This is a genomic window from Methylobacterium adhaesivum, assembly GCF_022179065.1.
GTDB lineage: Bacteria > Pseudomonadota > Alphaproteobacteria > Rhizobiales > Beijerinckiaceae > Methylobacterium > Methylobacterium adhaesivum.
Window position 1 is genome coordinate 393,085 of sequence record NZ_BPQD01000001.1, and the last position, 25,563, is coordinate 418,647.

Genomic DNA, 25,563 nt, shown 5'->3' on the forward strand with positions numbered 1-25,563 from the left:
GGCGGCGCAGTGCACCTAGCATCGGCCGTGCCAAGGGCCGGCGGGAACGCTCCAGCCCTCACGCCCTACGGGACGACGCTGCCCGTCCCGGCGCCAGCGGAGGCACCTGCCACCCAGCGGTGCAATTGCCCCTCGGCGATGCAATCGCCGCCCAACGGTTGATCTGCCTAGAGGCTGGGCATTCCGCCATCGACGACCCGCACCACGCTGCGGCCGTTGCCACGCTTCTCCACCCGGACCTGCACGGCGATGCGCTCGATCATCGCCGCCACGTGGGTGATGACGCCGACCTTGCGGCCCCGGCCCTGCAGGGTCTCCAGGGCATCGACGGCGAGGTCGAGGGTTTCGGCATCGAGGGAGCCGAAGCCCTCGTCGATGAACAGGGTGTCGACGAAGGACTCGCGCCCCTCCAGTCCCGAGAGGGCGAGCGCCAGGGCGAGGGAGACGAGGAAACGCTCGCCGCCCGAGAGGCTGCGGGTGGCGCGCAGCTGGTCGCCCATGTCGCGGTCGAGGACGTGGAGGGCGAGGTCCGTGGTGGCGCCGCGCGCGAGGCGGTAGCGCGGACTCAGGGTGGCGAGTTGCGCGTTGGCGAGGTGGACGAGGTGCTCGAGGGTCACGCCTTGGGCGAAGCGCCGGAACTTGTCGCCGCTCGACGAGCCGATGGCCTCGTCGACGGCATCCCAGGTGTCGCACACGGCACGCGCGGCGGCGATCTCGGCGCCCAAACCGGCGGCCTGGGCGCGTGCCGCGTCGTCGCGGGCGAGGTCCGCCGCGATGGCGCCGAGGCGCTGCTGATGCGCCGCGATGGCCTCGGCGCCTGCCTCCGCCTCCGCCCGGATGGCCGCGACGTCGACCTCCGGCCCGGCTTCCAAGGCGTCACGGTCGGCCGTGCGGGTGGCGAGGGCGGTGGCGGCGTCCCGGATGTCCCGGTCACGCCGGTCGGCGGCCTGCCGCAGCCCGGCCCGGATCGCGGGGTCCTGCGCCAGGAGTGCGGCCACCGCTTCGGGCACCTGCGCGCCGCAGGCGGCCGCGAAGGCGTCGCGGGCGGTGGCGTAACGGGCTAGGGCGGTCTCCCGTTGAGCGGTGGCGTGCGCGCAGGTGCTGCGCGCGCCGGCAAGGGCGGCGAGGGCGGCCCCATGTTTCTCCGTGGCAGCCTTCAGCGTGTGCTGTGCCGCGAGGCGTCCGTCGTTGATCCGGGTGCGGTGAGCCGCCGTCTCCTCTCCGCCGAGGAGGGACGCGCGCCGAGCCCGGACATCCGCGAGGGCGGCCGACCGGGCGACCAGGGCAGCCTGCGTGGTGTCGCGAATGGCCTCGGCGCCCGCCAGGGCGGCCACGGCGCCGGCTCTGGCTTCGGCGAGGGTGCGGACCTCGCCCTCCAGGGCACGGCGGCGTTCGCCCAGGGCCCGGTACGCCTCAGCGGCCGCCGCGACCCCGCGCGCGGCCACGGGGCCGTCGCGGTCGAGGTCGCCCAGGGTCAGGCCGGCGGCGGCGAGGGCGGGCGTCAGTTCACGCCCGAGGGATTCGACGCGCTCCGCCAGGGCATCGGCCCGCGTCCGCGCGCCCTCGGCCGCGAGGGCGGCGGCCTGCAGGGCGGAACGCGCCTCGGTGACGGAAGCTTCCGCAACCTCCATCTGCGCACCCGACGCCTCGGCGGCCCGGCCGAGGGCTTCGATGTCGGCCCGCAGGGTCTCGGCGGCATCCAGGGTTTCCGCCAGCATGGCGCGGGTTTCGCGGGTCGCCGCCGCCAGGGCCGTCAGGGCGTCGGCGGCGTCCGGGCCGAGGTCGGCCGGAACCGCGAGGGTAAGGCCCGCTCCGGTGGCGACTTCCACCAGGGATTCCCGCAGGGCGGCGTAGGCCCGCTCTGTTTCGTCGCGGCTGCTTCGCGCGGCCTCCCCCGTCCGCACGGCCTCGGCCTGGCGGGCCGCCGCCGCTGCGCCCGCTCCGGCCGCACGGGTGCGGGCGGCGCCGGCCTCCGCCACGGTCGCGTCGAGTTCGGCACGCCGAGCGCGCATCGCCTCGGCGTGCCGGCTCAGGGAATCGTCCGCATGGGCGTGCGGGTGTTCGGTGCCGCCGCAGACCGGGCACGGCTCGCCCGCAACTAGGAGGCTGCGCAGGTGGGCCGCCCGCTCGGACACGCTGGCCTCGGCGCGCTCGGCCAGGGCGGCGACCTCGCGGCGCGCGCCCATGGCCTCGGCCTCGCGGATGCGGGCGGCCTCGGCCTCGGCCTCCGCCGCCCGTGCGGCCTCGGTGGCGGCATCACGCTCGGCATCGGCCGCGGTCCCGTTCCGCAGGGCTTCGGCGTGGCGGCGGGCGAGGGGGAGGGCCTCGCGCAAGAGTTCGGAGGCGCCGTCGAGGGCGACGGCGCGGGTGCGGGCCGCCGCCTCGTCCAGAGCGTCGAGGGCGGCCATGCGCTCCCGGCGCCGGGCCAGGGTCTGGCCGCGCGCGTCGCGGGCGTCGCGGATCTGCGCCTCCGCCTCGGCGATGACGCGGGTGCCGCGCTCCGCCTCGACCCGAGCCCGGTCCTGTTCCAGGCGGGTCGCGGTCAGCTGGGTCCGCAGGGTGGCACGCTTGGTGAACAGGCCGGCGACCTCGTCGGCTCGGCCCGCAAGATAGGCGCCCGCCGTATCGGCGTCGTGCCGGGCTGCGGTCTCCGCTCGGGCGGTGTCCGCTGCGTCGTGGCGCCGTTGCAGCTCGGAGAGGCTCGCTACGGCGGCATCGGCGCTCCGGGATGCCGCCGTGGCCTCGCCCCCGGCCCGCTCGGCCTCGCGGGCCGCCTGGAGGATATCGGCGTCGAGCTTGGCCGCCTCGCTCCAGATCGGGCCGAAGGTCTTGAACTGCGTTTCGGCCGCTTCGTCCGCTGCTGTCGCTCGACTCTGGATCTCCGCGGTCGCCGCCACCACGGTCTCGGCCTCAAGAACGCGGGCCTGCGCCGTCGCCAGGGCGAGGTCGGTGGCCTCGGCCTCGGACCGGGTGGTGCCGACGGCCTCGCAGGCGCCGCGCAGGGGCTCGACGGCGTCGAGTTCGACGAGACGCAGGCGATCGGCGGCAGCGGCCTCCTCGGCGGCACGGGCCTCGGCGAGGCGGGTTTCGGCGGCCGCGACCTGAAGCCGGGCCTCGGCGAGGCGGGCGGCCCCGTCGAGGGCGGCCTTGAGGGCGGCCTGGCGCTCCGACAGCGCCCCGACGGTCTCGGCGATGGCGCTCCGCTCGGCGCCGATCCGCTCCCGGGCCTCGGCGTCGAGGAGGCCGACGGCGTCGCGGCGCGTCTCCAGAACCTTGAGGGTGGCGCGCTCGGCCTCGGTGCCGGTGTGAACCCGCCGCGAGATCTCCGTGTAGATGCCGGTGCCGGTGATCTTCTCGAGGAGTTCGCCGCGCTCGTTCTCGGGGGCGAGCAGGAAGGTGTCGAACTCGCCCTGGGCCAGGAGCACCGTGCGCCGGAACTGCTCGAAGGTGAGATCGGTCAACGTCTCGACGGCCGCCGTCACGGCGGTCTTCTTGCCGCCCTCCACGGCGCTGCCGTCGTCGAGGCGATGCAGGGTGCGCCGGTCGGCCTGCAGGCGTCCGTCCGCCTTGCCGCGCGCCCGGACCGCCTCCCAGCGCACGCGGTAGGCGACGCCGTCCTGCCCGACGAAATCCACCTCCGCCCAACCCTGCGCCGCCCCGCGCCGCAGGATGGCGCGCCCGTCGCTCGAGCTCACGGCCTCTCCGCTGGGGTCCGGCGTGTCCTCCCGCCGTCCGGCGCTGACGCGGGGGTAGCGCCCGTAGAGGGCGAGGCAGAGGGCATCGAGGATGGTCGACTTGCCCGCCCCGGTCTCGCCCGTGATGGCGAAGATGCCCGTGGCGGCGATGGAGCCGGCCGCGAGATCGACGTCGAAGGGGGCCGCGAGGCTGGCGAGGTTCTCGCCCCGGATCGCCAGGATACGCAAACGCTGTCACCCGAAACGGAAGGAAAGCCCTTTCTAGGCCGCCGCGCCCGGCCTGTCCCGCCCGGTCGGTCCGTGGGGTGAGGATAACCGGATCCCGGTCACCCGTCCGCCTGGAACGCCGTCAGGGGGGCGACGATGCCGCAGGTGGCCCCGGCCGGCGGGTAGGCGAGGGTGATGGTGCCCCCGACCTGACCGGCGAGGCCCCGCTCGATGAAGCGCGACCCGAAGCCCTTGCGGGTCGGGGGCGTCACCACCGGTCCACCGAACTCCGTCCAGGAGAAGGTGAGATGCGGGGTCTCCTCCCGCTCCTCCACCGACCAGCGGATGGCGACGTGGCCGGTCTCGCACGACAGGGCGCCGTACTTGGCGGCGTTGGTGGCGAGCTCGTGCAGCATCAGGGCCAGGGACAGGGCGGGTTTGGCCCCGATCTCGAGTTCGGGGCCTTCGAGGCGGAAGCGCCCCGGCCGGTCCTCGTGCAGCTTCAGGGCGCCGCGCACCACGGGCTCCATGAGGGTCGAACCGATCGCCCCGCCCATGAGGAGGTCGTGCGCCTGCCCGAGGGCGATGAGGCGACCGGCCAGGACCTCCTTGGCGGTCTCGACGTCGGTGGCCGAGCGCATGGTCTGCGTCGCGATGGATTGCACCATCGCGAGCAGATTCTTCATCCGGTGGCTGAGTTCGCGGTTGAGGAGTTCCTGCTCCTCCTCCGCGCGCAGGCGCGCCAGGGCGACGCGGGTGCGGTCGACCACGTTGCGGGCGAAATCCACGAGGTCCGGGGTCCAGGCCCGGACGCGGTCGTCCTGTAGGCAGAACACCGCCACCATGCGCCCGCGCTCCATCAACGGGATGTTGATCATGCTGCGCACGCCGAGGTCGCGGAACACCTCCGGATGGCCCTTCGTACGGGGATCGTCGGCGACGTCGCGGATCACGACGTCGCGGCCGTCCCGCAGCTCGGGGAGATAGGTGCCGTAATCGGCGAAGCGGTATCGTCCCTCCCGTCCGACGACGTCCGGACGACTCCAGTCGCGGGCGATGTCGAGGTATTCCTCGGACGAATCCACGGCCCCGTAGGCGACACGGGTGACGCCGAGGGTCCGCCCGGCGATCTCGGCAGCCGTGAACGCGATGGCGACGGGGTCCTGCAGGTCGCGCAGGCGGTCGCCGAGTTCGACGAGGGCGGTCTGGCGCTCCTCCGCCCGCTTGCGGTCGGTGATGTCGATGGAGGCGCCGGGCAGGCGCAGGGGCGTGCCGTCCGCATCGCGCACGAGGCGGCCGCGTGCCAGCAGCCAGCGATGGGAGCCGTCCGCCTGCAGGACCCGATACTCGCAGGCGAAGTCGTCGCCCTCCGCGCCGGCGAGGACCCGGTCCAGTTCTGCCTGGAAGACCGGCAGGTCGTCGGGGTGGAAATTGCGCACGTAGTCCCGCAGCGGCGCGCCCGATGCGGCGCGCTCCGCATCGACGGCGTAGATGCGGGCGAAATTGGCGTCGGCGTAGACCGTATCGGTGGCGAGATCCCAGTCCCAGGTGCCGATCATGCCGGCGGCGTTCAGGGCGAGGGCGAGGCGCTCCTCGCTGCGGCGCAGGCGCGCACCCACCGCCTTGCGTTCCGTGATGTCGATGACCGTGACGACGGCGCCGCTGACGACGCCGTCCTCGATGATGGGGGCGTTGGAGGTGATCACGTCGATGGGCGTTCCGTCGCGGCGGAAGAACACCGTCTCGCGGTGGCGCAGGGCCACGCCGGCTTCGAGCGCCTTCACCACCGCGCAGTCCTCGCGGGGGAAGGGACGCCCGTCGGCGTGGTGATGATGGGCGGTGTCGTGCAGGTTGCGTCCGATCAGGCCGCCTTCCGACCAGCCGAGCATCGCCTCGGCGGCCGGATTGGCGAAGGTGATGGTGTCGTCCATGGAGAGGCGGAACACTGCTTCGCCGAGGTGGTCGGTCACGGTCTGGAGGAGGGCGGTCTGCTTCTGCATCGCCTCGTCGGCGCGGCGCTGGGCCGTGCGGTCGCACAGGATCTTGACGTAGCCCTCCTGAGCGCCGGTCTCGCCCTTGAGGGGCATCATCTCGCCCGTGGCCCAGAAACGCGAACCGTCCTGGCGCAGGTGCCAGCGCTCGTCGTTGGCCCGGCCCATGGTGCGGGCGGTCTCCATCTCGCGGGCCGGCGTGTCCACGGCCCTGTCCTCGGGGGTGAAGATGCGGTCGGCGACGTTGCCCAGCATCTCGGCCTCGCTCCAGCCGAAGATACGCTGCGCCCCGGTGTTCCAGCTCGTGACCCGCCCGGCGAGGTCCGTGGTGAGGATGCCGTAATCGATGGCGCTGTCGAGGATGGCGGCGTTGCGGCGCTCCCGCGTCCGGCGTTCCTTCAGGGCGCGGCGCAGATCGAGCTGGGCCATCACCTGACGCGACAGGGTGGTGAGGACGAAGGCTTGGTCCTCGGTGAGAACGCGCGGCTGCGTGTCGAGGACGCACAGGGTCCCGATGCCGACTCCCTCGGCGGTCACCAGCGGCATGCCGGCGTAGAACCGCAGGAACGGTGCCCCCACCACGAGTGGATTCTCCCGTGTGCGGGGGTCGCGGGTCGTGTCGGGAACGACGAGCAGCTCGCGCTGCCGCACGGTCAGGGCGCAGATGGCCGCGCTGAGGGGCGGCTCCGGCCCTTCGAAGCCGAGGGACGCCTTGAACCATTGCCGCTCCGCGTCGACGAGGACGACGAGGGAGACCGGCATGTCCAGCACCAGGGCGGCCACCTTCACGAGATCGTCGAGGACCACCTCGGCGGAGGTGTCGAGGATGTCATACTGGGCGAGGGCGGCGCGGCGGGCTTCGGCCTCCCGCCGGCTCGCGGCCGCGTCGTCGGTCGAAGTCATCATCTTTCCGTTCGCGAACGGTGGGCCGACCCCTCACAGGGCATCGCTCGAAGCGGGGTCCCGCGCGGAGCGCCCGGCACGCGCGAACAAACTGGCATCGGTCCTCCCCGGCGCAGGCGCGACGGCGCCCACGGGGGCATTCCTACGCGGGAACGGCTGGGTCAAGCTACCGCCAAGGGTCCGGCGGCAAGACCATTCCGATGGATTGTTGCCCCCGTGGCGATTCACATCGCGCGGGAGTCCGCAGGAGTTGCGGTCGTTCCCGACTTCAACCTCCGGGTGCCGTGCCTTCCGCTTCCGCCCTGGCGCGGTGGAAGATTGCGAGGTGTTCGGGGCCCGGAGGCTCGCCACGGGTACGGGTGAAGGCGAGGCGGAACAGGTCCTCGGGATCGCGCTCGGCCAGGCGGATGAGGTTCGGCCCCGCCGTGGCCTGGGTCTCCAGCCCCTCGGGCAAGGGCGCCACCCGCACGTCGACCACCCGGACGGGAAAGCCGTCGGCGATTCGGTCGATCTCGGCCCGGTAGCCGGGCCCAAGGCCGTCGCGGGCGAGGCGCACCTGCACGAAGGGGCGCTCGTCCAGGGGATGGTCGGCCGCGAGGCCGAGATCCCGAACCAGAGCCTTGAGATGGTCGCCAAGTTCGCCGAGCCGCATGTCGCCGGAGGCCGGCAGGCGCAGGAAGGGCAGGGGACGCGGGATCGGGATGAGTTCGATCTCCGCCGGTCCTTGGTCCAGGGTCACGAGGGTGACGGCATGGGCGTAGGGCTGCTCGGCCGCCGAGAGCGGAATCAGCGAGCCGGAATAACGGACGCTGTCGCGGCCCACGCGCTGCGCCTTGTGCAGATGCCCGAGGGCGACGTAGCGCGCCGCTTGCGGGAAGACGTCGGCCGGTACGGCATGTTCGCCGCCCACGAGGATGCGCCGCTCGGCGCCTTCCGATTCGAGCCCGCCGGCCACGTGAAGGTGCCCGGTGACCATGAGGGGGACGCCCGACAGGCGGGGCTCGGCCGCCGCGAACAGGTGCTCGTAGAGGGTCCGCACGGCGCCGACAATGGGAGAGCCGCCGCCCTCCGTCATCCGCTGGAGTGGGGGCAGGCAGGCCGCCGTGGGGTAGGACACCGCCAGCACCTGCGCGGCGATCTCGCCCCCGCGCCGCAGGGGAACGAGGTGATGGCTCAGATCGACGGCGCCGTCCCGGCGGCGCACGTTGCCGACGACATGGACGCCGATGGCTTCCAGCAGGGCGCGCGGTGCTTCCAGCCGCCCGGCGGCGTCGTGGTTGCCAGCCGTGATGACGATGGTCATGTCCGGCCGCGCCCGGTTCAGGCGCATCAGGACCTCGTAGAACAGGCGTTGGGATTCGCCGGACGGGTTCTGACTGTCGAAGACGTCACCGGCCACCACGAGGGCGTCGACCTCGCGCTCGATCACGATCCGTTCGAGGTGGGCGAAGGCGAGGGCGTGCTCACGCTGGCGGCCATAGCCGCGCAGGGTCTGCCCGATATGCCAATCGCCCGTATGCAGAACGCGGATCACACGCGAACTCCGGGGCAGGTCAGCCCGCCCGCTCGAGGATGGCGGGTCCTGCCCGCATGAGTGCCTTCTAGCGGGGCGGGCCCTCGGATTCGAGGGGGCGATCGGGCCTCGTCCCCACCTCGTCGCGCGATCGGCGAGCGATCCGGCGCAGGTTCACCGGCAGGTGGTCACGGTCCTCACCGTCCAGCCTTCGCCCGCCCGCCATAACTTACGCCGGGACTGGGCGCAGGCCCGGACCTCCGGCTCGGCCGATGTCCAGGCCGTGCTCGGCCCCTCCGGACGGGCGGGCGCCGTGGGGGCATCGCGCCGGAGGCCCGCCGCTCCGGCGGGCAGGGCGACGGCGAGGGGAATCAAGGCTGAGAAAACGATGAGCGGGAGACGCGCGAAGGCCGGCACGGGACGCGATCCATGATGGGATAAGGCTCGGAAGCAAGGTCCTGGCCCGCGTGAGGGTTCGGAGAAACCGCTCCGGAGCGTCGACCTTGCCCGTTCTATGTCGAACGGCCAAGGTTCTGGCAATTGGGTGATCCGGTCATTTGCTTCGATATGGTGAAGACTGCGATCATGACGGTATTCATGCGCCGGCTCGAAATGTGTCCGGCCGTCCGGCGCAGGGCTGATAAGTCATGGGTGTGACGTGACGCGGGCCTTCGCCCTTGCTAGGCCCACGCTCAAGCCTTGCCGCCGGCAAGCCCCGATCTTCTTGATCTCGAATCAGACGGCCCGAGCGACTCCGATGTCCCGCACACTCCCTCCGACCCGCCGCATCCTCCTCGCCGGTGGCGCGACGAGCCTTGCTCTTCTCGCCGGCTCCACCGGTGCCTTCGCGCAGGGGCGCGGCCGGTTCTTCGACGACGGCATCGACGGCGACGTGCCGTTCGACGACGAGCGCCTCTACCGGGACGAAGAGGGGCGCCTGTATCGCCGTCGGGGTGGACGCTACGAGCCTTATTCTGAGCGCGGGACCGATCCGCGCGCGCCGCGCCGCGAGGCCGTCGATCCGGCCTACGAGGACCCCAACCTCCGGCGTCCGGCGCCGACCCAACCTGCGCAGCCGGTGCAGGCCGCCCGACCGGTCGACGATGGCCCCATCGATTACGCCCGCGCCTATGCGGCGATCACCGACGAGCCGTTCCCGGTCAACGCCTTCAACTGGCGCAAAGCCAACCCGGCCTTCCTGCGCCAGGAGATCGCCTATACGGGCCGTGAGCCCGTCGGCACCATCGTGGTCGATCCGCGTGCGCATCAGCTCCTCCTGGTCCAGCCCAACGGCCGGGCCCGGCGCTACGGCGTCGGAGTCGGCAAGCAGGGTTTCTCGTGGTCGGGCGTCTCCACCGTGAATTCGAAGCAGATGTGGCCGGACTGGTATCCCCCCAAGGAGATGATCGCCCGCACCCCGAAGCTCGCCCGGCAGGTGACGCAGCTCCAGAGCGGCCTCGGCGTCCCCGGCGGCTCGCGCAATCCCCTCGGCGCGCGGGCGCACTACCTTTGGCAGGACAACAAGGACACGCTCTACCGCATCCACGGCACCCTCGAGCCGGAATCCATCGGCCGCAGCGTGTCGTCCGGCTGCATTCGGATGATCAACCAGGACGTGATCGACCTCTACGGCCGCGTCGAGATCGGCAGCCGTGTGGTGGTCCTGACCTGAGGCTCGACCGTTTCCCGAGACCCTGAAGTTTCAACGAGGCTCAATGGGCGTCGAGGAACTCCAGCACCGTCGCGTTGAACTGTGACGGGGCTTCGAGGTGGACGAGGTGCCCGACGCCCGGAACGACGTCAGCACGCCCGTCCGGCATCCGGGCCGCCAGGGCGCGCGCATGGGCGGCGTTGTCGCCCATGCCGGCCCGCAGGGGCTCCGGCGCGAAGGCCCGGCCCGGCGCGTTGCGGTCCCGTTCCCCCATCACGAACAGGGTCGGCGCCCGCACCAGGGGGATCTCGTGGACCACGGGCTGACCCCAGATCATCTGGTAGGAATTCACGAAGGACCGCAGCCAGCGCGGATACTCGCCCGAGCCCTTCACCCGCTCGCGCAGGGATACGAACGGCTCGATGGCCGATTCGGGGAGCGACAGGCTGTAGCTCGTCATCAATTGCCGGCGGTACACATCGGCCGTGATGTCGCCCTCGATGCGCAGGAGGCGCTCGGTGGAGACCGGCGGCACGACGAAGCGGTAATCCTCCAACCCGATGGGGGCTTCCAGCACGAGGCTGTTGACCCGCTCCGGCGCGTTGCGGGCCAGACGCACCGCGAGCATCCCGCCCATGGAATGGGCGACCACGTCGACCCTGGGCAGGCCGAGGGAATCGAGGAGCGCCACGGTCTCGGCCGCCAGGGTATCGAACGTGAACGGGCCGACGGGCTTCGACGATTTGCCGAACCCGAGCTGATCGGGCGCCACCACCCGGTAGCCCGCGCCCGTCAGGGCCTCGATGACGCCCTGCCAATAGCTCGACGGGAAATTGCGTCCGTGCAGCAGAAGGGCCGTCCGGCCGTTCGGGGTGCCGCCCGCCGGCACGTCCATGTAGGCGAGGCGCTGGGCCTCCCCGTCTCGGGTGAGGGGAAGGTAGGAGACCGGATAGGGATAGGCGAAGCCTTCGAGGGCGATCCCGACGGCCGGCTCGGCCGCCCGCGCCAGCGGGGCGCCCAGGCCGCCGCACAACGCCAAGCCGACGCACGAGGCCAGGCTGCCCGCACGGCAGGCGAGGAGGAATCGGGACGCGCGCATGGGTCGACCTCTGGTGAGCCCGGCGGGATGTCCTCCCGCCCGGGAACGATGCGACGTGACATAGAGCACTTGTCACGCCCGGGGGAACCGGCACGGGTGCGGCGATGACCGACCCGGCTCCGAATCCCGTGTCCCCGATCCAGGACGGCCTGCCCGTGCGCGAGCGGATGCTGGCGTTCCTCGCCATCGGGCTCGCCATGACCATGGCGGTGCTCGACGGCGCCATCGTCAACGTCGCCCTGCCGGTGATGGCCCGCGATCTCGCCGTCGACCCGTCGGCGGCGATCTTCGTGGTCAACGCCTTCCAGATCGCCGTGACGGCCGCCCTCCTGCCCCTGGCCTCCCTCGGCGACATCCTCGGCTATCGCCGGGTCTACCTCTCGGGGCTGGTGCTGTTCACCCTCGCTTCCGTGGCCTGCGCCGTTGCGCCGTCGCTCCCCCTCCTCGTGGCGGCGCGGGTCGCCCAGGGGCTCGGGGCGGCCGGGATCATGAGCGTCAACATCGCCCTCGTGCGGTTCATCTATCCGCACCGGCTCATCGGGCGTGGGGTCGGCAACGTCGCCCTCGTGGTGGCGATGGCCTCGGCCGCCGGGCCGACGGTGGGGGCCGCCATCCTGTCGGTGGCGAGCTGGCCGTGGCTGTTCCTCGTCAACCTGCCCGTGGGCCTCGTTGCCCTGGCGGTGGGGGCGCGCACCCTGCCGGTGACGCCGCGCAGCGGGGCCCGGTTCGATGGCCGCAGCGCCGTTCTCAACGCCCTGACCTTCGGGCTGCTCATCATCGGCGTGGACGGCCTCGGCGAACCTGGGGGACGCGCCCTCGCCCTGGCCGAGATCGGCGCAGCCCTGGTTATCGGTGTCGTTTTCGTCCGTCATCAGCTGCGCCTGCCGGCACCGCTCCTGCCCGTCGATCTCCTGCGGATCCCGGCCTTCGCCCTGTCGATGGCCACGTCGATCAGCGCGTTCGCGGCGCAGATGATGGCCTACATCGCCTTGCCGTTCTACTTTCAGGACGTGATGCATCTGTCCGAGACGACGACGGGCTTCCTCATGACGCCCTGGCCCATCGCCATCGCCATCGCGGCACCGCTCTCGGGCCGCCTGTCCGACCGCACGGCGCCCGGGCTCCTCGGCGGGCTCGGGCTGGCGATCCTGTGCGCGGGCCTCGTCGCCGTCGCCTGCCTGCCCGCCCATCCGAGCCACCTCGACATCGGGTGGCGCCTCACCCTCTGCGGCCTCGGGTTCGGCCTGTTCCAATCGCCCAACAATCGTATCATCATCACGAGCGCCCCGCGGGATCGCAGCGGCGGTGCCAGCGGCATGCAGTCGACGGCACGCCTCACCGGGCAATCCCTCGGCGCGGCCGCTGTCGCGGTGGTCTTCGGCATTTTTCACGCCGCCGCCGGGGCCGTCACCGCCGCTCTGTGGTGTGCCGCCGGGCTCGCGGCCTTCGGGGCCGTCGCCAGCATCCTGAGGCGCATGCCCGACGAGTGATGCCGACAGGGTGAACAAAGTGTTTCATGTGAAACAGTCCTGAACGCTCCCGCATGGCCGCCCTGAGGCGGTGAAGGGCGGCGAAGGGCGTCCTCGTGCGTTGATAGGTCGTAACCCCGACTTGAGGAGGCTCGACATGAACATGGATCTCACCGGCAAGCGGGCCCTCGTCAGTGGGTCGACAGGCGGCATCGGCTACGCCATCGCCAAGGCCCTGGCCGAACTCGGCGCCACCGTGGCGATCAACGGACGGGCGCAGGATCGCGTGGCGAGCGCCATCGAGCGTCTCAAGACGGAGACCGGCAAACAGGCCTTCATCGCGGCACCGGGCGACGTCTCAACGGCGGCCGGCGCCGACCGCCTCGTCTCGGGGCTCCCCGACGTGGACATCCTCGTCAACAACACCGGCATCTTCGAACCGAAACCCTTCTTCGAGATTCCGGACGAGGATTGGCAGCGCTTCTTCGAGACGAACGTTCTCAGCGGCGTGCGCCTGTCGCGGGCCTACACCCCGGGAATGGTGACGCGCGGCTGGGGCCGGGTGGTGTTCATCGCCTCGGAATCCGCCCTGAACATCCCCACCGAGATGGTCCATTACGGCATGACGAAGACGGCGCAGCTCGCGATCTCGCGGGGTCTGGCCGAGACGGTGTCGGGCACCGGTGTCACGGTGAACAGTGTCCTGCCCGGTCCGACCCTGTCGGAGGGCGTGGCCGACTTCATGAAGGCGATGGCGCCGGAATCCGGCGAGGCCGATCTCGATGCCATGGGACGCGCCTTCGTCAGGGAGCATCGCCCGACCTCGCTCATCGGCCGCCTCGCCACGGTGGACGAGGTCGCCAACATGGTCGCCTACGTGTGCAGCCCGGCGGCGAGCGCCACGAGCGGCGCGGCCCTGCGGGTCGATGGCGGCGTGCTGCGCTCCATCGCGTGAGGGATCAGATCGGCCAGGCCGCCTCGCGGTAGGCACCGTCCCAGAACAGCCATTCGAGGCGGGTGGCCTGGGCGTAGGCGTGGTGCATGCGGGCGACGACTGCCGGCGAGGCCCCGGCCGCGGCCTCGTCTGTGGCGGCGATCATTGCGGCCACGGCCTCGCCGAATTCCTCGCCCGCGTAGGTGTCGATCCAGGCGCGGTAGGGATTGTCGGCCCCGGCGCGGGAAAAGATGTCGCGGCCGACCTCGGCGTAGATCCAGAAGCACGGCAGCAGGGCGCCGAGCACCACCTCGTAGGGTTCGCCGTAGGCCGTGGCGAGGAGATACGACACGTAGTGGTCGCAGGGCGGCGAGAGGGGCGTCGCCGAGAAGGTCTCGGGGGCGATGCCGTAATCGCGGAAGAATCCGCCATGCAGGGCGCGCTCGACCACGATCGCCGTCTCGGCCGCGCGGGCGAACTGCACGATGCGGTCGGGATGCGGCGCCTTGGCGGCGGCAAGCGCGAGCGCCCGGCCGAAGCCGATGAGATAATGCGCGTCCTGGACGATATAATGGGTGAACCGGGGCCGGCTCAGGGTCCCGGCGGCGAGTTCCGCGTTGAACGGCATCGTGCGGATCGCCTCGTAGGCCGCCGCATTGGTGGCCCAGGCCTGCGTCGAGAAGGGGCTCATGCGGCGGCGGCCTCGCGCGACAGGGTGACGCCGTGGCGGGCACGGCCTTTCGGCGCCAGGAGGCGCTGCGAATCGCGCCGGTCGAGCTCGCCCGTATAGCCGGCCCAGTCGGCGTGGCCGGTCCAACATTCGAGGGACAGGAACGGCGCCGTCGGCCGGGTCCAGACGGCGAGGTGCGGGAAGTCCGAGACCTCCATGCGGATGGCGCTGCCATCGGGGGCGATGAAGCGCATCCATTCGCTCGCGGCATCGCGCAGGACCAGCGCCTCGGTGAACAGAGCCGGATCGAGGGGCAGGGTCGCGCCCTCTAGGGGAATCGCCCGCTCCGTGCGCAGGAGCAGGCCGCCCGCGCCGACCTCCGGCACCAGGGGGCGTTCGGGATTCTGGAAGCGCACGCGGTAGCCGCCCTCCGCGCTCCGCTCCCCGCCCGCGAAAGGCCAGGGGAAGGCCGGATGAAAACCCAGCGCGTAGGGCAGGGGGGTGGGACCGGTGTTCTCGATCCAGGCCTCACAATCGAGGCGGCCGGGGCCGACCCGTGCGGTGATGTCGAGGCGGAACGGGAACGGGTAGTGCGGCAGGGTCGCCTCACTGTCCTCCAGGCGAAGGGTCACGGTGTCGTCCGTGCGCTCCAGAACCGTGAAGGGGAGGTCGCGAGCAAAGCCGTGCTGGGCCATGGGGTAGGTTTGGCCGTCGACCCGGACGGTGCCGTCCGTCGAGGCGCCGACCACAGGAAACAGCCAGGGCGCGTGCCGGTCCCAATGCGCCGGATCGCCGGTCCAGAGATACTCCCGCCCCCCGACGCGCCAGGAGACGGGTTCGGCGCCGTCGGTGGCGATGACGGCCTGGGTGCCGTCCCCGGCCGTGATGGTGATGCGTTCGCCCATGGCGCCCCCCGTTCGTCCCGCTCGAGCGTCGTCTTGTCCCGAAAGCCGGAAACCCGCCTTTCGGGACGACGCTACATCCATCCTTGTGGGCTGCCGGCGCCCGCAACGCCAGCCGCCACGCCTCGAAGGCGAGGATCGGCCACGGGCCGATGGCGTGGTTGCGGATCCTGGCGAGCACTTCGCGCAAAGGCCGTTCGCGGACGCCGCCGCGCACGAGGTGGCGCGGTCGGCCTTCGCCGGCCTGTCGACGGGCAGGGAGGCGAGACGGCAGGGAGGAGGCGTGGACCGACGCGTCCGCAAGGCCGCCCCTGGGATACCGTCGGGGGAGGGCGCTCAGGCGCTAGGGACGCCGACGCCGATGTAGCGGAAGCCGTGGCGGGCGACGTCGTCCGGGCGGTAGACGTTGCGCAGATCGACCACGGTGCGGCCGGGCATGCGTTCGCGGAGCAGCGCCCAGTCGAGGGCGCGGAAAGCGTTCCATTCGGTCACAATCACGAGGGCGTCGGCGCCCGTGGCGCACTCGTAGGGGTCCTCCGCGTAGGCGATGTCGGGCATCAGGGCGCGGGCGCCCGCCATGCCTTCCGGATCGTAGGCCCGCACCCGGGCGCCGCCGTCCTGGAGGCCCGCCACGATGGCGAGCGACGGCGCGTCGCGCATGTCGTCGGTGTTCGGCTTGAAGGTGAGCCCGAGGACCGCGATGGTCTTGCCGCGCACCGATCCGCCACAGGCCGCCGTGACCTTGCGGGCCATGGCGCGCTTGCGCTGGTCGTTGACGGCCACGACGGCTTCGACGAGGCGCAAGGGGGTGCCGGAATCCTGCGCGGTCTTGACGAGCGCCAGGGTGTCCTTCGGGAAGCACGAGCCGCCATAGCCCGGTCCGGCATGGAGGAACTTACCGCCGATGCGGTTGTCCAGCCCAATGCCGCGCGCGACCTCCTGCACGTTGGCGCCTACCTGTTCGCAGAGGTCCGCGATCTCGTTGATGAAGGTGATCTTGGTGGCGAGGAACGCGTTGGCGGCGTACTTCGTCAGCTCGGCCGTACGCCGGCCGGTGACGAGGATCGGCGCCTGGTTGAGGTAGAGCGGCCGGTAGACCTCGCCCATCACGGAGGCGGCGCGCTCGTCCTCGGCGCCAATGACGATGCGGTCGGGCCGCTTGAAGTCCGAGATCGCCGCGCCTTCGCGCAGGAATTCGGGGTTCGAGACCACGGCGAAGGCCGCGTCCGGCCGGGCCTCGCGGATGATGCGCTCGACCTCGTCGCCGGTGCCCACCGGCACCGTCGATTTCGTCACCACCACGGTGTAGCCGGTGAGCGAGGCGGCGATGTCGCGGGCGGCGGCATGGACGTAGGAGAGGTCGGCGAAGCCGTCGCCGCGCCGGGACGGCGTGCCGACGGCGATGAACACCACCTCGGCCTGGGCGACGGCCTGGGCGACGTCGGTGGAGAAGGTGAGCCGGTGATGCCGGACGTTCTCGGCAACGAGGGCGTCGAGGCCGGGTTCGAAGATCGGAATGCGCCCGGCGTCGAGGGCGGCGATTTTGGCAGGGTCGGTGTCGACGCAACACACGGTGTGGCCGAAATCGGCAAAGCACGCCCCGGAGACGAGGCCGACATAGCCGGCGCCGATCATGGCGATCTTCATGCGGTGATGTCCTCAGGCCAGGGATATCGGGTCGGTCGAAGCCGACGCCGGTGCTGCGGGCGGTCGCCCGGCTTTATCGCCGATGGTGAGGGAATAATAGTCGCGCAACAGAGACGGGTAGTTGGCAAACTGAATTTCGCCGGATGCTTCGTTTGTCGAAGTCTTCGCGAGGTCGAGGGCGAGCAGCACGTCGTTGAGGCGGCCAGGATCGTTGGCGAGGGCCGGATCGAGGCGATGGCCGGTGCCCGCCGCCCGCAGGCGATCGGCCGGCGCCCCCAGATCGAACACCGCGACGGGCAACCCCGAAACCAGGGCGATGGAGAGGGTGTAGCAGTAGGTCTCCGGCCAGATCGACGGAATCAGGACGAGATCGATCTCGTGGCGGGCAAGAAGGGCCAGGGCTTCCTCACTGTCCGCATAGCGCCCCGTTTCCACGACGCCCATGGCCGCCATCTTCTCGGGAATGTCCGAGTAGCCGATGATGGTGAAGGCGAGGGCGAGGTCGCGCCGCTTGGCGTCGCGGGCCAGGGCATGGACCACGCCCGACCCCTTGTGCGCCCCGATGGCGCCGAGCACGCCGATCCGTCGGGTGGGCCCGGCGCGCAGGGGCCGGCGCGGGGCGGGATCGGGCAGGTCCTCCTCGTGGGGCGCGACGGTGATGGCGAGCGGCCCGAAGATCGCTTCGATGCGGGTCGCGGTATCCCGTGACGGGGCGATGAGCCGGTCGGCCGCCCGGTAGAAGGCGCCGTGGCGCGCGACCTGGTCGAGTCCCGGCTTGGCCTCGCCGCAGGCGCAATCGGCGCAGGGACGTCCGCCGGGTAGCCCACAATAGAGCCCCTCGCGGGTCACGAGGTGATTGCGCAGGCAGACGCTCGAATAGTCGTGCAGGGTGACGACGGTCCGGCCGGGGGCGGCCTCGATGAGGTCCATCAGGGCGGATGCCGCCGTCGTATCGAGGCCGTAAAAGGAATGGACGTGGACGAAGAGCGGATCGAGCCAGCTCAGGAACCGCGCGACGATGCGATAATCGTCCAGGACGGACAGGATCCGCAGGTTCGGCATGTAGGGGCCGTCTTCCCCGAACAGGCCGACCGCGATGCCTGCCCCGTCCGTCACCGTGAGGGTCACGACGCGGACCCCCTCCTCGGCGAGGCGCCCGGCGAGATGGTCCGCATGGACCGAGGCGCCTCCGCCCTTGGCGTGGACGACGAAGACCGCCGCGCGCGGCCCGGCCGCCCGCGCCAGGCGGTAGAGATCGAGGTTGAGCCGCACGTCGGCGGCCGGATCGGCGGCGACGAAGCGCTCGATGCGCAGGGTATAATCGGGGTGCTTGGCGAGGAGCGCGGCCTGGCCCTGCGTGTACTCGGAATCGTAGACCTCCGAGAACGAGATCTTGCCCGAATGATAGACGAACACGTCCGCCGCGAGGATGTTGCGCGCGCCCGCCTTGAGGACACGCATGCAGTAATCGTTCTCCTCGCCGTACCCCTTGCCGAACGCCTCCGCATCGAGGGGCCCGAGTTCGGCGATGAGCGACCCGCGCATGTAGAAGCAGAAGCCGACGCCCGTCGGCACCTCGACCCAGCGGCCGGGATTGGCCGCCGCCGCCGCCGCGTCGAGGGCACGGGGCGAGAGTTCGAGGGCCACCGTGTTGTTGCGATCGGAATCCGGGTAGCTGCAGATCGTGGCGTTGTTGGAGAACGGCGTGATCGTGCCGACGAGCGGATCCCGCGCCGCGTGGGCGAGCAGGCGGTCGATCCAGTCGCCGTACACGATGGTGTCGCTGTTGAGCAGGATCACGTCCCGCGCGCCCGTCAGGTCCAGGGCGCGGTTGATGGTGCCGACGAAGCCGAGGTTCTCCGGGTTCTCGTGATAGGTAAACAGGCCGCGTCGGGCCAATGCCCGCAGATCGTCGGTCAGGCGCGCATCGGGGCTGCGGTCGTTGAGAACGAGGAGCGAGAATCGCGCGGCCTGAGCTTCGGACAGGACCGCGTGAAGGGCGCGCAGAGTCTCGTCATAGCCCTTGTAGACGGGTACCACCACGACGACCCGCGCAGCCTCGATGGGAGCCGCAGCCGAGACCCCGTTCCAATCGGCCGCATCGGGGGCACGGGTCCGTGGCCACTTGGCGTTGCCCAAGGGATTGGGCTTGCGCCCCTCCGCCTTCCCGAAGCGCAGGTAATGGAAGAACGGGTTGGTGCCGCCGAGGGTCAGATCGGGGTTCGTTCGGACATAATAGGAGGTCCAGAAAAGCTCCGTCGGGTCGCGGCCCTCCTTCCAGCCGTGGCTGGCGTAATGGGCGACGGGGTCGATGCCCGAAGCGGCCACGTCGGCGTAGCTGGCCCGGTAATGCGCCACATCGAAATGCGGTCGAATGGCCGCGATGACCTCGGAGAGGGGCGTCCGGTCGCCATGGGCCTCGGCGAAGGCCGGCACCTGCGTTGTCGAGACGTAATGATAGAAGGGGCTGACGTTCAGCAGGCGCACATGCGGATGGGCCTGGAGATAGGCGGTGCCGTCGAAGTCCGGGCGTGGGTCGAGGCCCCGCCGCCAGCCGGACGCGAGATAGTCGAGCAGGGCCGTCTCGGGATCGGCGAGGCCCGTGAGCGACCCGTAGTGCCGCGCGTCGAAATAGGGACGGACCACGTCGGCCTGCACCGCGTGGAACGCTTCGGGCGTCGCAGCCCGTGTCGAACGGCCCGCTCGTGCCGCCCCGGCCTCGGCGTGGGCTTCGAGGGGGTTTCGCGTCAGCCCTGCCGTCTTGAGGTATCTATCCTTGTAGTACAGGGTCGAGAAGTTCGGCGCCGGATCACGCCCTTCGCGGAAGCCATGCCTGAGATAATGATCCAGGGGGCCGCCGCCGTAATCGCTCACATCAGGGTATTGCGTGGTATAATATTCGACATCGAAGAGCTTTCGGACGCGGCGCGAGCGTATCGAGAAAAAAGAATACGCTTTTTGCCTCATGGCGTACTGTGATCCTCCCCGGCAGGGTGTTCCGTACGCGTTCGCAGTCCGATCGGTCAACCCGCGCGACGGCGGGTCATCTCATGCCGCCGGCACCTGCGCCAGGGGGGCGACGACGGCGCCGCGGTAGGCGCGCAGGAGATCGACGTCGAGCTTCCCTCCCATATCCTGCATGATCTCGTGTGCCGCTTCGTGCGGCAGCGGATCACGATAGGCCCGCCGTTCCGTGAGGGCGGAATGGATGTCGCAGATGGTGACGAGGCGGACGAGGTCAGGAATCTCTCCCCCCGACAGGCCGTCCGGATAGCCGCTGCCGTCGAGCATCTCGTGGTGATGGCGCACCACGGCGAGAAGGCTCGAATCGAACTCGCCCTGGCCTTCGATGAGGTTGGCGCCCACGGAAGGATGGGTGCGCATCACCGTCATCTCGTCGGCGGTCAGCCGGCCGGGCTTGTTCAGGATCGTCAGGGGGATTCGTGACTTTCCGATGTCGTGCAGCAGGGCCGAACGCACCAGGCGCATCTGATCGTCCCGGCTGAGCGTCAGGCCCGCACCGAAGGCGGCGGCGTAGCCGGCCACGCTGAGGGAATGCTGATAGAGCTGCTGATCGTAGCGGCCGATGATCTCGAGCCAGGTGCGGATGCCGCATTCGGAGACGGCCTCGAGGATCGCCGCGCTTCCGGCTTCCACGGCGGCGAAGGAGACCGGCTCGCCGCGGCGAGCCGCGTCGAAGGCTTCGGCGACGGTGCGACTGGCCGTGTCGGCTCGAGCCACGATCGCGGGTCCGCGCCGGGCCACCCCCTCGCAGCCGCGTCCCCGCGCGGCCTGCAGGCCGTCCATGAGATCGAACACTGCCGCCAGGACGGTCATGCGCGGCGCATTGGCGGGAAGGAACCGGGTCGGCACCGGGCGTGTGGTGACGGGGCGCGGGGCGAGCTGGAGGCTCGGAACGCGAAGGCCCTCCAGAAGCGTCAACCAGCGCGCCGCCGCGGCTTCGTCCCGCGTGACGTCCACCACCGCCAGGAACGGGCGCTGCGCCGGCATCTCCGCCCCGGACACGATCTGCCGGCAGGTGACGACGGTGTTGATCGCCTGCACGAGGAAACCCGCCTGCTCTGGGCGGTCCGAGATGACGAGAACGGATGGTTCCTGAGTCACGAGTGCGTCCGTTCGCAATGGCGCACGGTCCAGTCCCGATGTGGGCGAACTGTCACCTTTATCGATACCATTATCGAACACTTTACTACAAAACATTTCACGCGCCGCGTTCGCGCGGCGAAACAAGCGAAGGCCGGGCCGAGGCGGCCAAGGCTGGAATTCGGCCGCCGTCTGCCGCACCCCCGGTCCTTGTCCCCTCCCGGCCGGCATGCCACACGCCCGGTGCGGGCGGAGGACGGGCGCCGATGGGGAAGCGGATCTTGGAGGGGGGCGCTTCCATGAACCGGCGCGAGCGGGTGGCCGCCGCCCTCCTTCGGCTCGCGCCGCGCCTGCCCGATTTCGAGGCGGGGGCGGTCCTCGACCGGGCCCTGGCGAGTCCCGGCTTACGTGCGGCGGCCCCCGAAACCGCCGCCTGGCTCGGCCTCGTGGCCTATGCCCGGCACGTCTTCACCGAGTACGACGCGCTCCTCGACGACGGGTACGACCGGGACAGTGCCCGCCATTTCGTGCGCGACGACCTCAATGCGGCGCTCGGGGCCTGGGGCGTGCGCCGGCAGATCTCAGAACAAGAGGCCGACGATCCTGGCGATTGCGGAGCCGACGACGCGTTCTGAAATCGGCCACGATGCTGTGGGACCGGGCCGAACGTAGGCCGACACGCGAGCGGAGTGGATCCCATGACGACGAGCGCCCATCGTATTCTTCCGCCCCCGGTCGTGGGCGCTTGAGGCGGATGCGGACCTTCGCCGCCGTCGCCGTCCTGTTGCTGGCATCGGGCGCGCAAGCCCAGGAACCGGCCCGTTCCGCCGAGACCGTCGATCCGGACGCCTGCACGGGGTTCGATTGGCCGCTCCTGCGCGAGCAGGCGTGGTTCGCCGCACCCGGCCTGCCACGGGTGGCCAGTGGCGGCGCCCTGCCGGCCGGAATGCCCGGCGCCTTCCTGGGCCTGAAGCCGCAGGCGGAGGTGGCGCCGCCTTTCCCGCCCTCTCGGGAGGCGAAGCCCGGAACCTATGGCGGCGTGCTGACGGTGCCGGCCCCGGTCACGCCCGGCGTGTATCAGGTCACCCTGTCGGCCGGCGCCTGGATCGATGTCAGTCAGGACGGCACGACCCCGCGTCCGCCCCTGGCGCACACCATGCGGCCGGGGTGCAGGGGGCTCGCCAAGAGCGTGCGGTTTCAGCTCGGGGCCGCGCCTATCACCATCGTGATCAGCGGCGCCAAGGCCGACACGATCCGCATCGCCGTCGCGCCGGCCGAGTAGGTCGCTCGCAAGCCCGCGATGGGCTAGCTTCCCCCCGGTTCTCGATCATCCCCCGCCTGGAGCAAACGCCCTGTCCCGCAGCCGGTCCCTCCGCCCGATCCCCCTCGCGACCCTCGCGATCCTCGCCCTCGGCACGGCCGCGCAGGCCCAGGACCGGGGCACCCTCGACCCCAAGCCCCTGCCGCCCCTCGCCGATCCGGATGCGCCCGGCACGCCCGCCAAGGCCCTGTTCGGCCGCGTGACGTCGCCCGCGCCCGGGCCGGCCCACGCCTTCGGGTCCTACGCCAAGGGCTGCTTCTCGGGTGGCGAGGCGCTGGCCGTCGACGGACCGACTTGGCAGGTGATGCGCCTGTCGCGCAATCGGATGTGGGGCACCCCGCCCCTGGTGGATTTCCTCGAGCGGCTCGCCGCCAAGGCGCCGCGCGTCGGCTGGTCCGGTCTCCTCGTCGGCGACATGTCGCAGCCGCGCGGCGGCCCGATGCTCACGGGCCACGCCTCGCACCAGCTCGGCCTCGACGCCGACATCTGGCTGACCCCGATGCCGGACCACCGCATGAGCCGGCGCGAGCGCGAGGAGACCTCCGCCACCAACGTGGTGCGGGCCGACCGCCTCGACATCGACCCGCAGGTCTGGATGCCCGAGCACTTGAAGCTCATCCGCCTCACGGCGCAGCAGCCCGAAGTGGCACGCCTCTTCGTCAACCCGGCGATCAAGAAGGCCCTGTGCCGCGAGGCGGGGGGCGACCGCGCCTGGCTCTCCAAGGTCCGGCCCATGTACGGGCACAACTATCACTACCATATCCGCCTCGCCTGCCCGGCGGGACAGGACCAGTGCGGCGACCAGGCCCCGCCGCCCAGTGGCGACGGCTGCGGCGAGGAGCTCGCCTACTGGTTCAGCGACGCGGTGCTGAACCCGCCGAAATCGACGAAGCCTTCGAAGCCCAAGCCGCCGATGACCATGGCGGCCCTGCCCGCCGCCTGTCGCGCGGTGCTCAAGGCGCGCTGACGTGCGGCAAGGCCGGTGACGCAAGGATCGCCGGTCTTTCCAAAGCCCCGCTTCGTTCCACTTAAGGCGCCATGCTGAACGATCGCCGTCTCGCGTTGCGTGCCCTGCGCCGCTCCGATCACCCGACCCCGGTGCTCGACCGGCCAGGCCAGCGAAAGATCCTGAGCTGGAACCTCCTGCGGCGCACGGGCGCCAACGTCGCCGCCCTCGTGGCCCTGGTCGAGCGCGAGAAGCCCGATCTCGTGCTGATGCAGGAGGCCACGAAGGAGATCGCCGGCCTTCGGGACCGACTGGGCGGGGATTACGCCTGGGCGCCCCTGCCGGGACGCATCCATGGCCCCGCCCTCTGGAGCCCGACGCCGTTCGTCGCCCCTCCGCTCGTCGTCGAGCTGCCGTCCGGGGCCATGTTCGACCGGGTCTGCCAGATCCTCGATCTCGGCGGGTTCGGGGTCGCCAACGTGCATCTTTCTCACGGGCAGATGCTGAACCGGCGCCAGTTGCGGCGGATCGCCGAGAGTCTGCCCGACTGCGCGGCGGTGATCGGCGACTACAACCTCGTCGGCCCGCCCCTGCTCGCCGGGTTTCGCGATGTCGGCCCGCGCCTGCCGACCCATGCCATGGGCCGCCTCGTGCCCCTGCGTCTCGACCGCTGCCTCGTGCGGGGGCTGACCTGCCACGCCTCCGCCGTGCTGCCGCGGGGGCCCTCGGATCACCGCCCCATCATCGTCCACCTCGCGCCGACCGCGGTGGCCGCCCGGCGGTCCGAGCCTGAGGCCGCCGGCACGTCGCTCGATCGCTTCGCGAAGCGGATCTCGGCCTCGCTCAAGCGCCGCGTCGGCTGAGCGCGTCCATCTCGGCCGCGATCGCGCGGAGGTGGGCTCACAGGTAGGGCAACGCGAGGCGCACGCCGGCATCGCGCAGCCGAACGGGCAGGGAGCGGGCCGCCAGATCCGCGTAGGTGAGGCGAAGCTCCATCTTCGCGCGCATGATGGCGTCGAGTTCCTCGGCGAGGGTGGAATCGTAGAACTCGACATTGACCTCGAAGTTGAGGCGGAAGCTGCGCATGTCCCAGTTCGCGGAACCGACGAAGCACCACGTCCCGTCGACGACGAGGAGCTTCGAATGGTCGAAAGGCGGCGCGTCGAGCCAGATCCGTACGCCGCTGCGCAGGAGCGGCTCGACATGGGCCCGCGTCGCCCAATCGACGAAGCGGTGGTCGCTGACCTTGGGGATGATGACGTCGACGCGGATGCCCCGGCTGGCGGCAAGGCACAGGGCGCCGGTGAGAACCTCGTTCGGGAGGAAGTAGGGCGTCGAGAGGCGGATGCTGCGTGTGGCGCAGGCCACGGCCTGGAGGATCACGAGCTCGATCTTGCGCAGGTCCGCGTCGGGTCCCGAGGTGACCACCCGCGCCGGAACGGTGCCGGCGGGGACGAGGCTCGGGAACCATGCCTCGCCGGCGAGATCCTCCCCCGACACGAAGATCCAGTCGCTGGCGAAGGCGGCGGTCAGTTGGTCGACCACCGGGCCGACGATGCGGAAATGGGTGTCGCGGATCGGATGGGGCGGGGCTTGCGACACTCGGTTGCCGTCGGCGATGTTGAGGCCGCCCGTGAAGGCGGTTCGGCCATCGACGATGAGCAGCTTCTTGTGGGAGCGCATGTTCAGGAACGGCATCCGCCACGGCAGGGCGGAGTGCATGAACCGGCCCACCGGAACACCGGCGCGCTGCAGGCGCCGGGTGACGCCGGGGCGGAAATAGCCGCCCCCGATGCCGTCGATGATGACACGAACGGCGACGCCGCGGGCCTGGGCCGCCGCCAGGGCGTCGCAGAAGGCCCGGCCCGTGGCGTCGTCGCGGAAGATGTAGCTCGACAGGGCCACCGAGGTTCGCGCCGCCGCGATCGCGGCGAGCATCACCGGATAGGCGGCGTCGCCGTTACGGAACGTGGTCACGGCATTGCCTGGCCGCAGGGGCAGATGCGTGATCCGCCGGCCGGCGTGATCGAGGGGACGAAAGGCTAGCGGCAGGGTCTCGGGCAGGGGCGGCGGCGTCTGGACGTCATCCGGCGAGAGGGTGGAGCCGGCGTTCTGCGTCGGGCGGATGCGCAGCTTGTGCGCCCGGCGCGTGACCCGGTTGACGCCGAACAGGGCGTAGAGCCCGGCGCCGAACAGGGGCGAGAGCCAGGCGAGCCCGATCCAGCCGATGGCGCCCCCGACCTCGCGCTTGCGCAGGAGCACGTGCATGGTCACGACGAGGGACAGGCCGAGTCCGAGGACGGCGAAGACTTCGGACCGGATCGACAGCATGGCGCCGATCCAGTTCAACAGGGCCTGTTCCAACGCCGCTCCTCGCTGTGCCGCGTGAACCCCCCGGTGCCGGACGATTCTCGCTTCGAGACCGGCGGGAGGGCGGGCGTTTCACGAGGGACACGCCACCTCGCCCGTGCCCGGCTTGATACGGGAAACGACACCCCGCACCAAGCGGGC

18 protein-coding genes are annotated in these 25,563 nt (G+C 71.1%); 7 read left to right on the forward strand and 11 right to left on the reverse strand.

Annotated elements, in window-relative coordinates; genetic code table 11:
* Positions 1-167: 167 nt before the first annotated feature.
* From MFF01_RS01850 to MFF01_RS01865, 4 genes are all read right to left on the reverse strand, one after another.
* Positions 168-3,923: an AAA family ATPase gene (locus MFF01_RS01850; RefSeq protein ID WP_238221407.1), complete on the reverse strand. Its 3,756-nt coding sequence runs from the start codon at positions 3,921-3,923 to the stop codon at positions 168-170.
* A gap of 98 nt (positions 3,924-4,021) precedes the next feature.
* Positions 4,022-6,799, reverse strand: a complete 2,778-nt coding sequence (locus tag MFF01_RS01855) for a PAS domain S-box protein (protein ID WP_238221408.1) — start codon at positions 6,797-6,799, stop codon at positions 4,022-4,024.
* 265 nt (positions 6,800-7,064) lie between these two features.
* Complete coding sequence (locus MFF01_RS01860; RefSeq protein ID WP_238221409.1) at positions 7,065-8,330, reverse strand: exonuclease SbcCD subunit D; 1,266 nt, start codon at positions 8,328-8,330, stop codon at positions 7,065-7,067.
* 153 nt (positions 8,331-8,483) lie between these two features.
* Positions 8,484-8,726: a hypothetical protein gene (locus MFF01_RS01865; RefSeq protein WP_238221410.1), complete on the reverse strand. Its 243-nt coding sequence runs from the start codon at positions 8,724-8,726 to the stop codon at positions 8,484-8,486.
* Between the two features lie 340 nt (positions 8,727-9,066).
* Between MFF01_RS01865 and MFF01_RS01870 the strand changes: the two genes are divergently transcribed.
* Positions 9,067-9,981, forward strand: a complete 915-nt coding sequence (locus MFF01_RS01870) for a L,D-transpeptidase (protein WP_238221411.1) — start codon at positions 9,067-9,069, stop codon at positions 9,979-9,981.
* Between the two features lie 40 nt (positions 9,982-10,021).
* On the opposite strand, the gene MFF01_RS01875 is transcribed toward MFF01_RS01870, so the two are convergent.
* A complete protein-coding gene (locus MFF01_RS01875) occupies positions 10,022-11,059 on the reverse strand; it encodes an alpha/beta fold hydrolase (RefSeq protein ID WP_283207147.1) in 1,038 nt (345 codons plus the stop codon).
* A 104-nt stretch (positions 11,060-11,163) separates the two neighbouring features.
* Here MFF01_RS01875 and MFF01_RS01880 point away from each other — a divergent pair, with 104 nt between their 5' ends.
* Together MFF01_RS01880 and MFF01_RS01885 are read left to right on the forward strand one after the other, a co-directional pair.
* Positions 11,164-12,549: an MFS transporter gene (locus MFF01_RS01880; RefSeq protein WP_238221412.1), complete on the forward strand. Its 1,386-nt coding sequence runs from the start codon at positions 11,164-11,166 to the stop codon at positions 12,547-12,549.
* A 136-nt stretch (positions 12,550-12,685) separates the two neighbouring features.
* Positions 12,686-13,483: an SDR family NAD(P)-dependent oxidoreductase gene (locus tag MFF01_RS01885; RefSeq protein ID WP_238221413.1), complete on the forward strand. Its 798-nt coding sequence runs from the start codon at positions 12,686-12,688 to the stop codon at positions 13,481-13,483.
* 4 nt (positions 13,484-13,487) lie between these two features.
* Here the strand turns inward: MFF01_RS01885 and MFF01_RS01890 are convergent, their stop codons facing one another.
* The 5 genes from MFF01_RS01890 to MFF01_RS01910 form a co-directional block, all read right to left on the reverse strand.
* Positions 13,488-14,153, reverse strand: coding sequence for a TenA family protein (locus tag MFF01_RS01890; protein WP_238221414.1), 666 nt, complete (start codon positions 14,151-14,153; stop codon positions 13,488-13,490).
* Positions 14,150-15,037, reverse strand: coding sequence for an aldose 1-epimerase family protein (locus MFF01_RS01895; protein ID WP_238221415.1), 888 nt, complete (start codon positions 15,035-15,037; stop codon positions 14,150-14,152). The genes MFF01_RS01890 and MFF01_RS01895 overlap by 4 nt, the downstream gene beginning before the upstream one ends.
* 333 nt (positions 15,038-15,370) lie before the next feature.
* Positions 15,371-16,681 (reverse strand): UDP-glucose dehydrogenase family protein, encoded by a 1,311-nt coding sequence (locus MFF01_RS01900; protein ID WP_238221416.1) that lies wholly within the window; start codon positions 16,679-16,681, stop codon positions 15,371-15,373.
* Positions 16,682-16,693: 12 nt separating this feature from the next.
* Positions 16,694-19,555 (reverse strand): glycosyltransferase, encoded by a 2,862-nt coding sequence (locus MFF01_RS01905; protein WP_238221417.1) that lies wholly within the window; start codon positions 19,553-19,555, stop codon positions 16,694-16,696.
* Between the two features lie 174 nt (positions 19,556-19,729).
* A complete protein-coding gene (locus MFF01_RS01910) occupies positions 19,730-20,806 on the reverse strand; it encodes an HD-GYP domain-containing protein (RefSeq protein WP_238221418.1) in 1,077 nt (358 codons plus the stop codon).
* A 278-nt stretch (positions 20,807-21,084) separates the two neighbouring features.
* Here MFF01_RS01910 and MFF01_RS01915 point away from each other — a divergent pair, with 278 nt between their 5' ends.
* From MFF01_RS01915 to MFF01_RS01930, 4 genes are all read left to right on the forward strand, one after another.
* Positions 21,085-21,420 (forward strand): DUF2293 domain-containing protein, encoded by a 336-nt coding sequence (locus tag MFF01_RS01915; protein ID WP_238221419.1) that lies wholly within the window; start codon positions 21,085-21,087, stop codon positions 21,418-21,420.
* A 119-nt stretch (positions 21,421-21,539) separates the two neighbouring features.
* Positions 21,540-22,067, forward strand: coding sequence for a hypothetical protein (locus MFF01_RS01920; protein ID WP_238221420.1), 528 nt, complete (start codon positions 21,540-21,542; stop codon positions 22,065-22,067).
* Positions 22,068-22,137: 70 nt separating this feature from the next.
* Positions 22,138-23,073: a penicillin-insensitive murein endopeptidase gene (mepA, locus tag MFF01_RS01925; protein ID WP_373319603.1), complete on the forward strand. Its 936-nt coding sequence runs from the start codon at positions 22,138-22,140 to the stop codon at positions 23,071-23,073.
* 71 nt (positions 23,074-23,144) lie between these two features.
* On the forward strand, positions 23,145-23,915 hold the full coding sequence (locus MFF01_RS01930; protein WP_238221421.1) for an endonuclease/exonuclease/phosphatase family protein: 771 nt from the start codon (positions 23,145-23,147) through the stop codon (positions 23,913-23,915).
* Positions 23,916-23,952: 37 nt separating this feature from the next.
* On the opposite strand, the gene MFF01_RS01935 is transcribed toward MFF01_RS01930, so the two are convergent.
* Positions 23,953-25,416 (reverse strand): phospholipase D-like domain-containing protein, encoded by a 1,464-nt coding sequence (locus tag MFF01_RS01935; RefSeq protein ID WP_238221422.1) that lies wholly within the window; start codon positions 25,414-25,416, stop codon positions 23,953-23,955.
* Between the last annotated feature and the right edge of the window lie 147 nt (positions 25,417-25,563).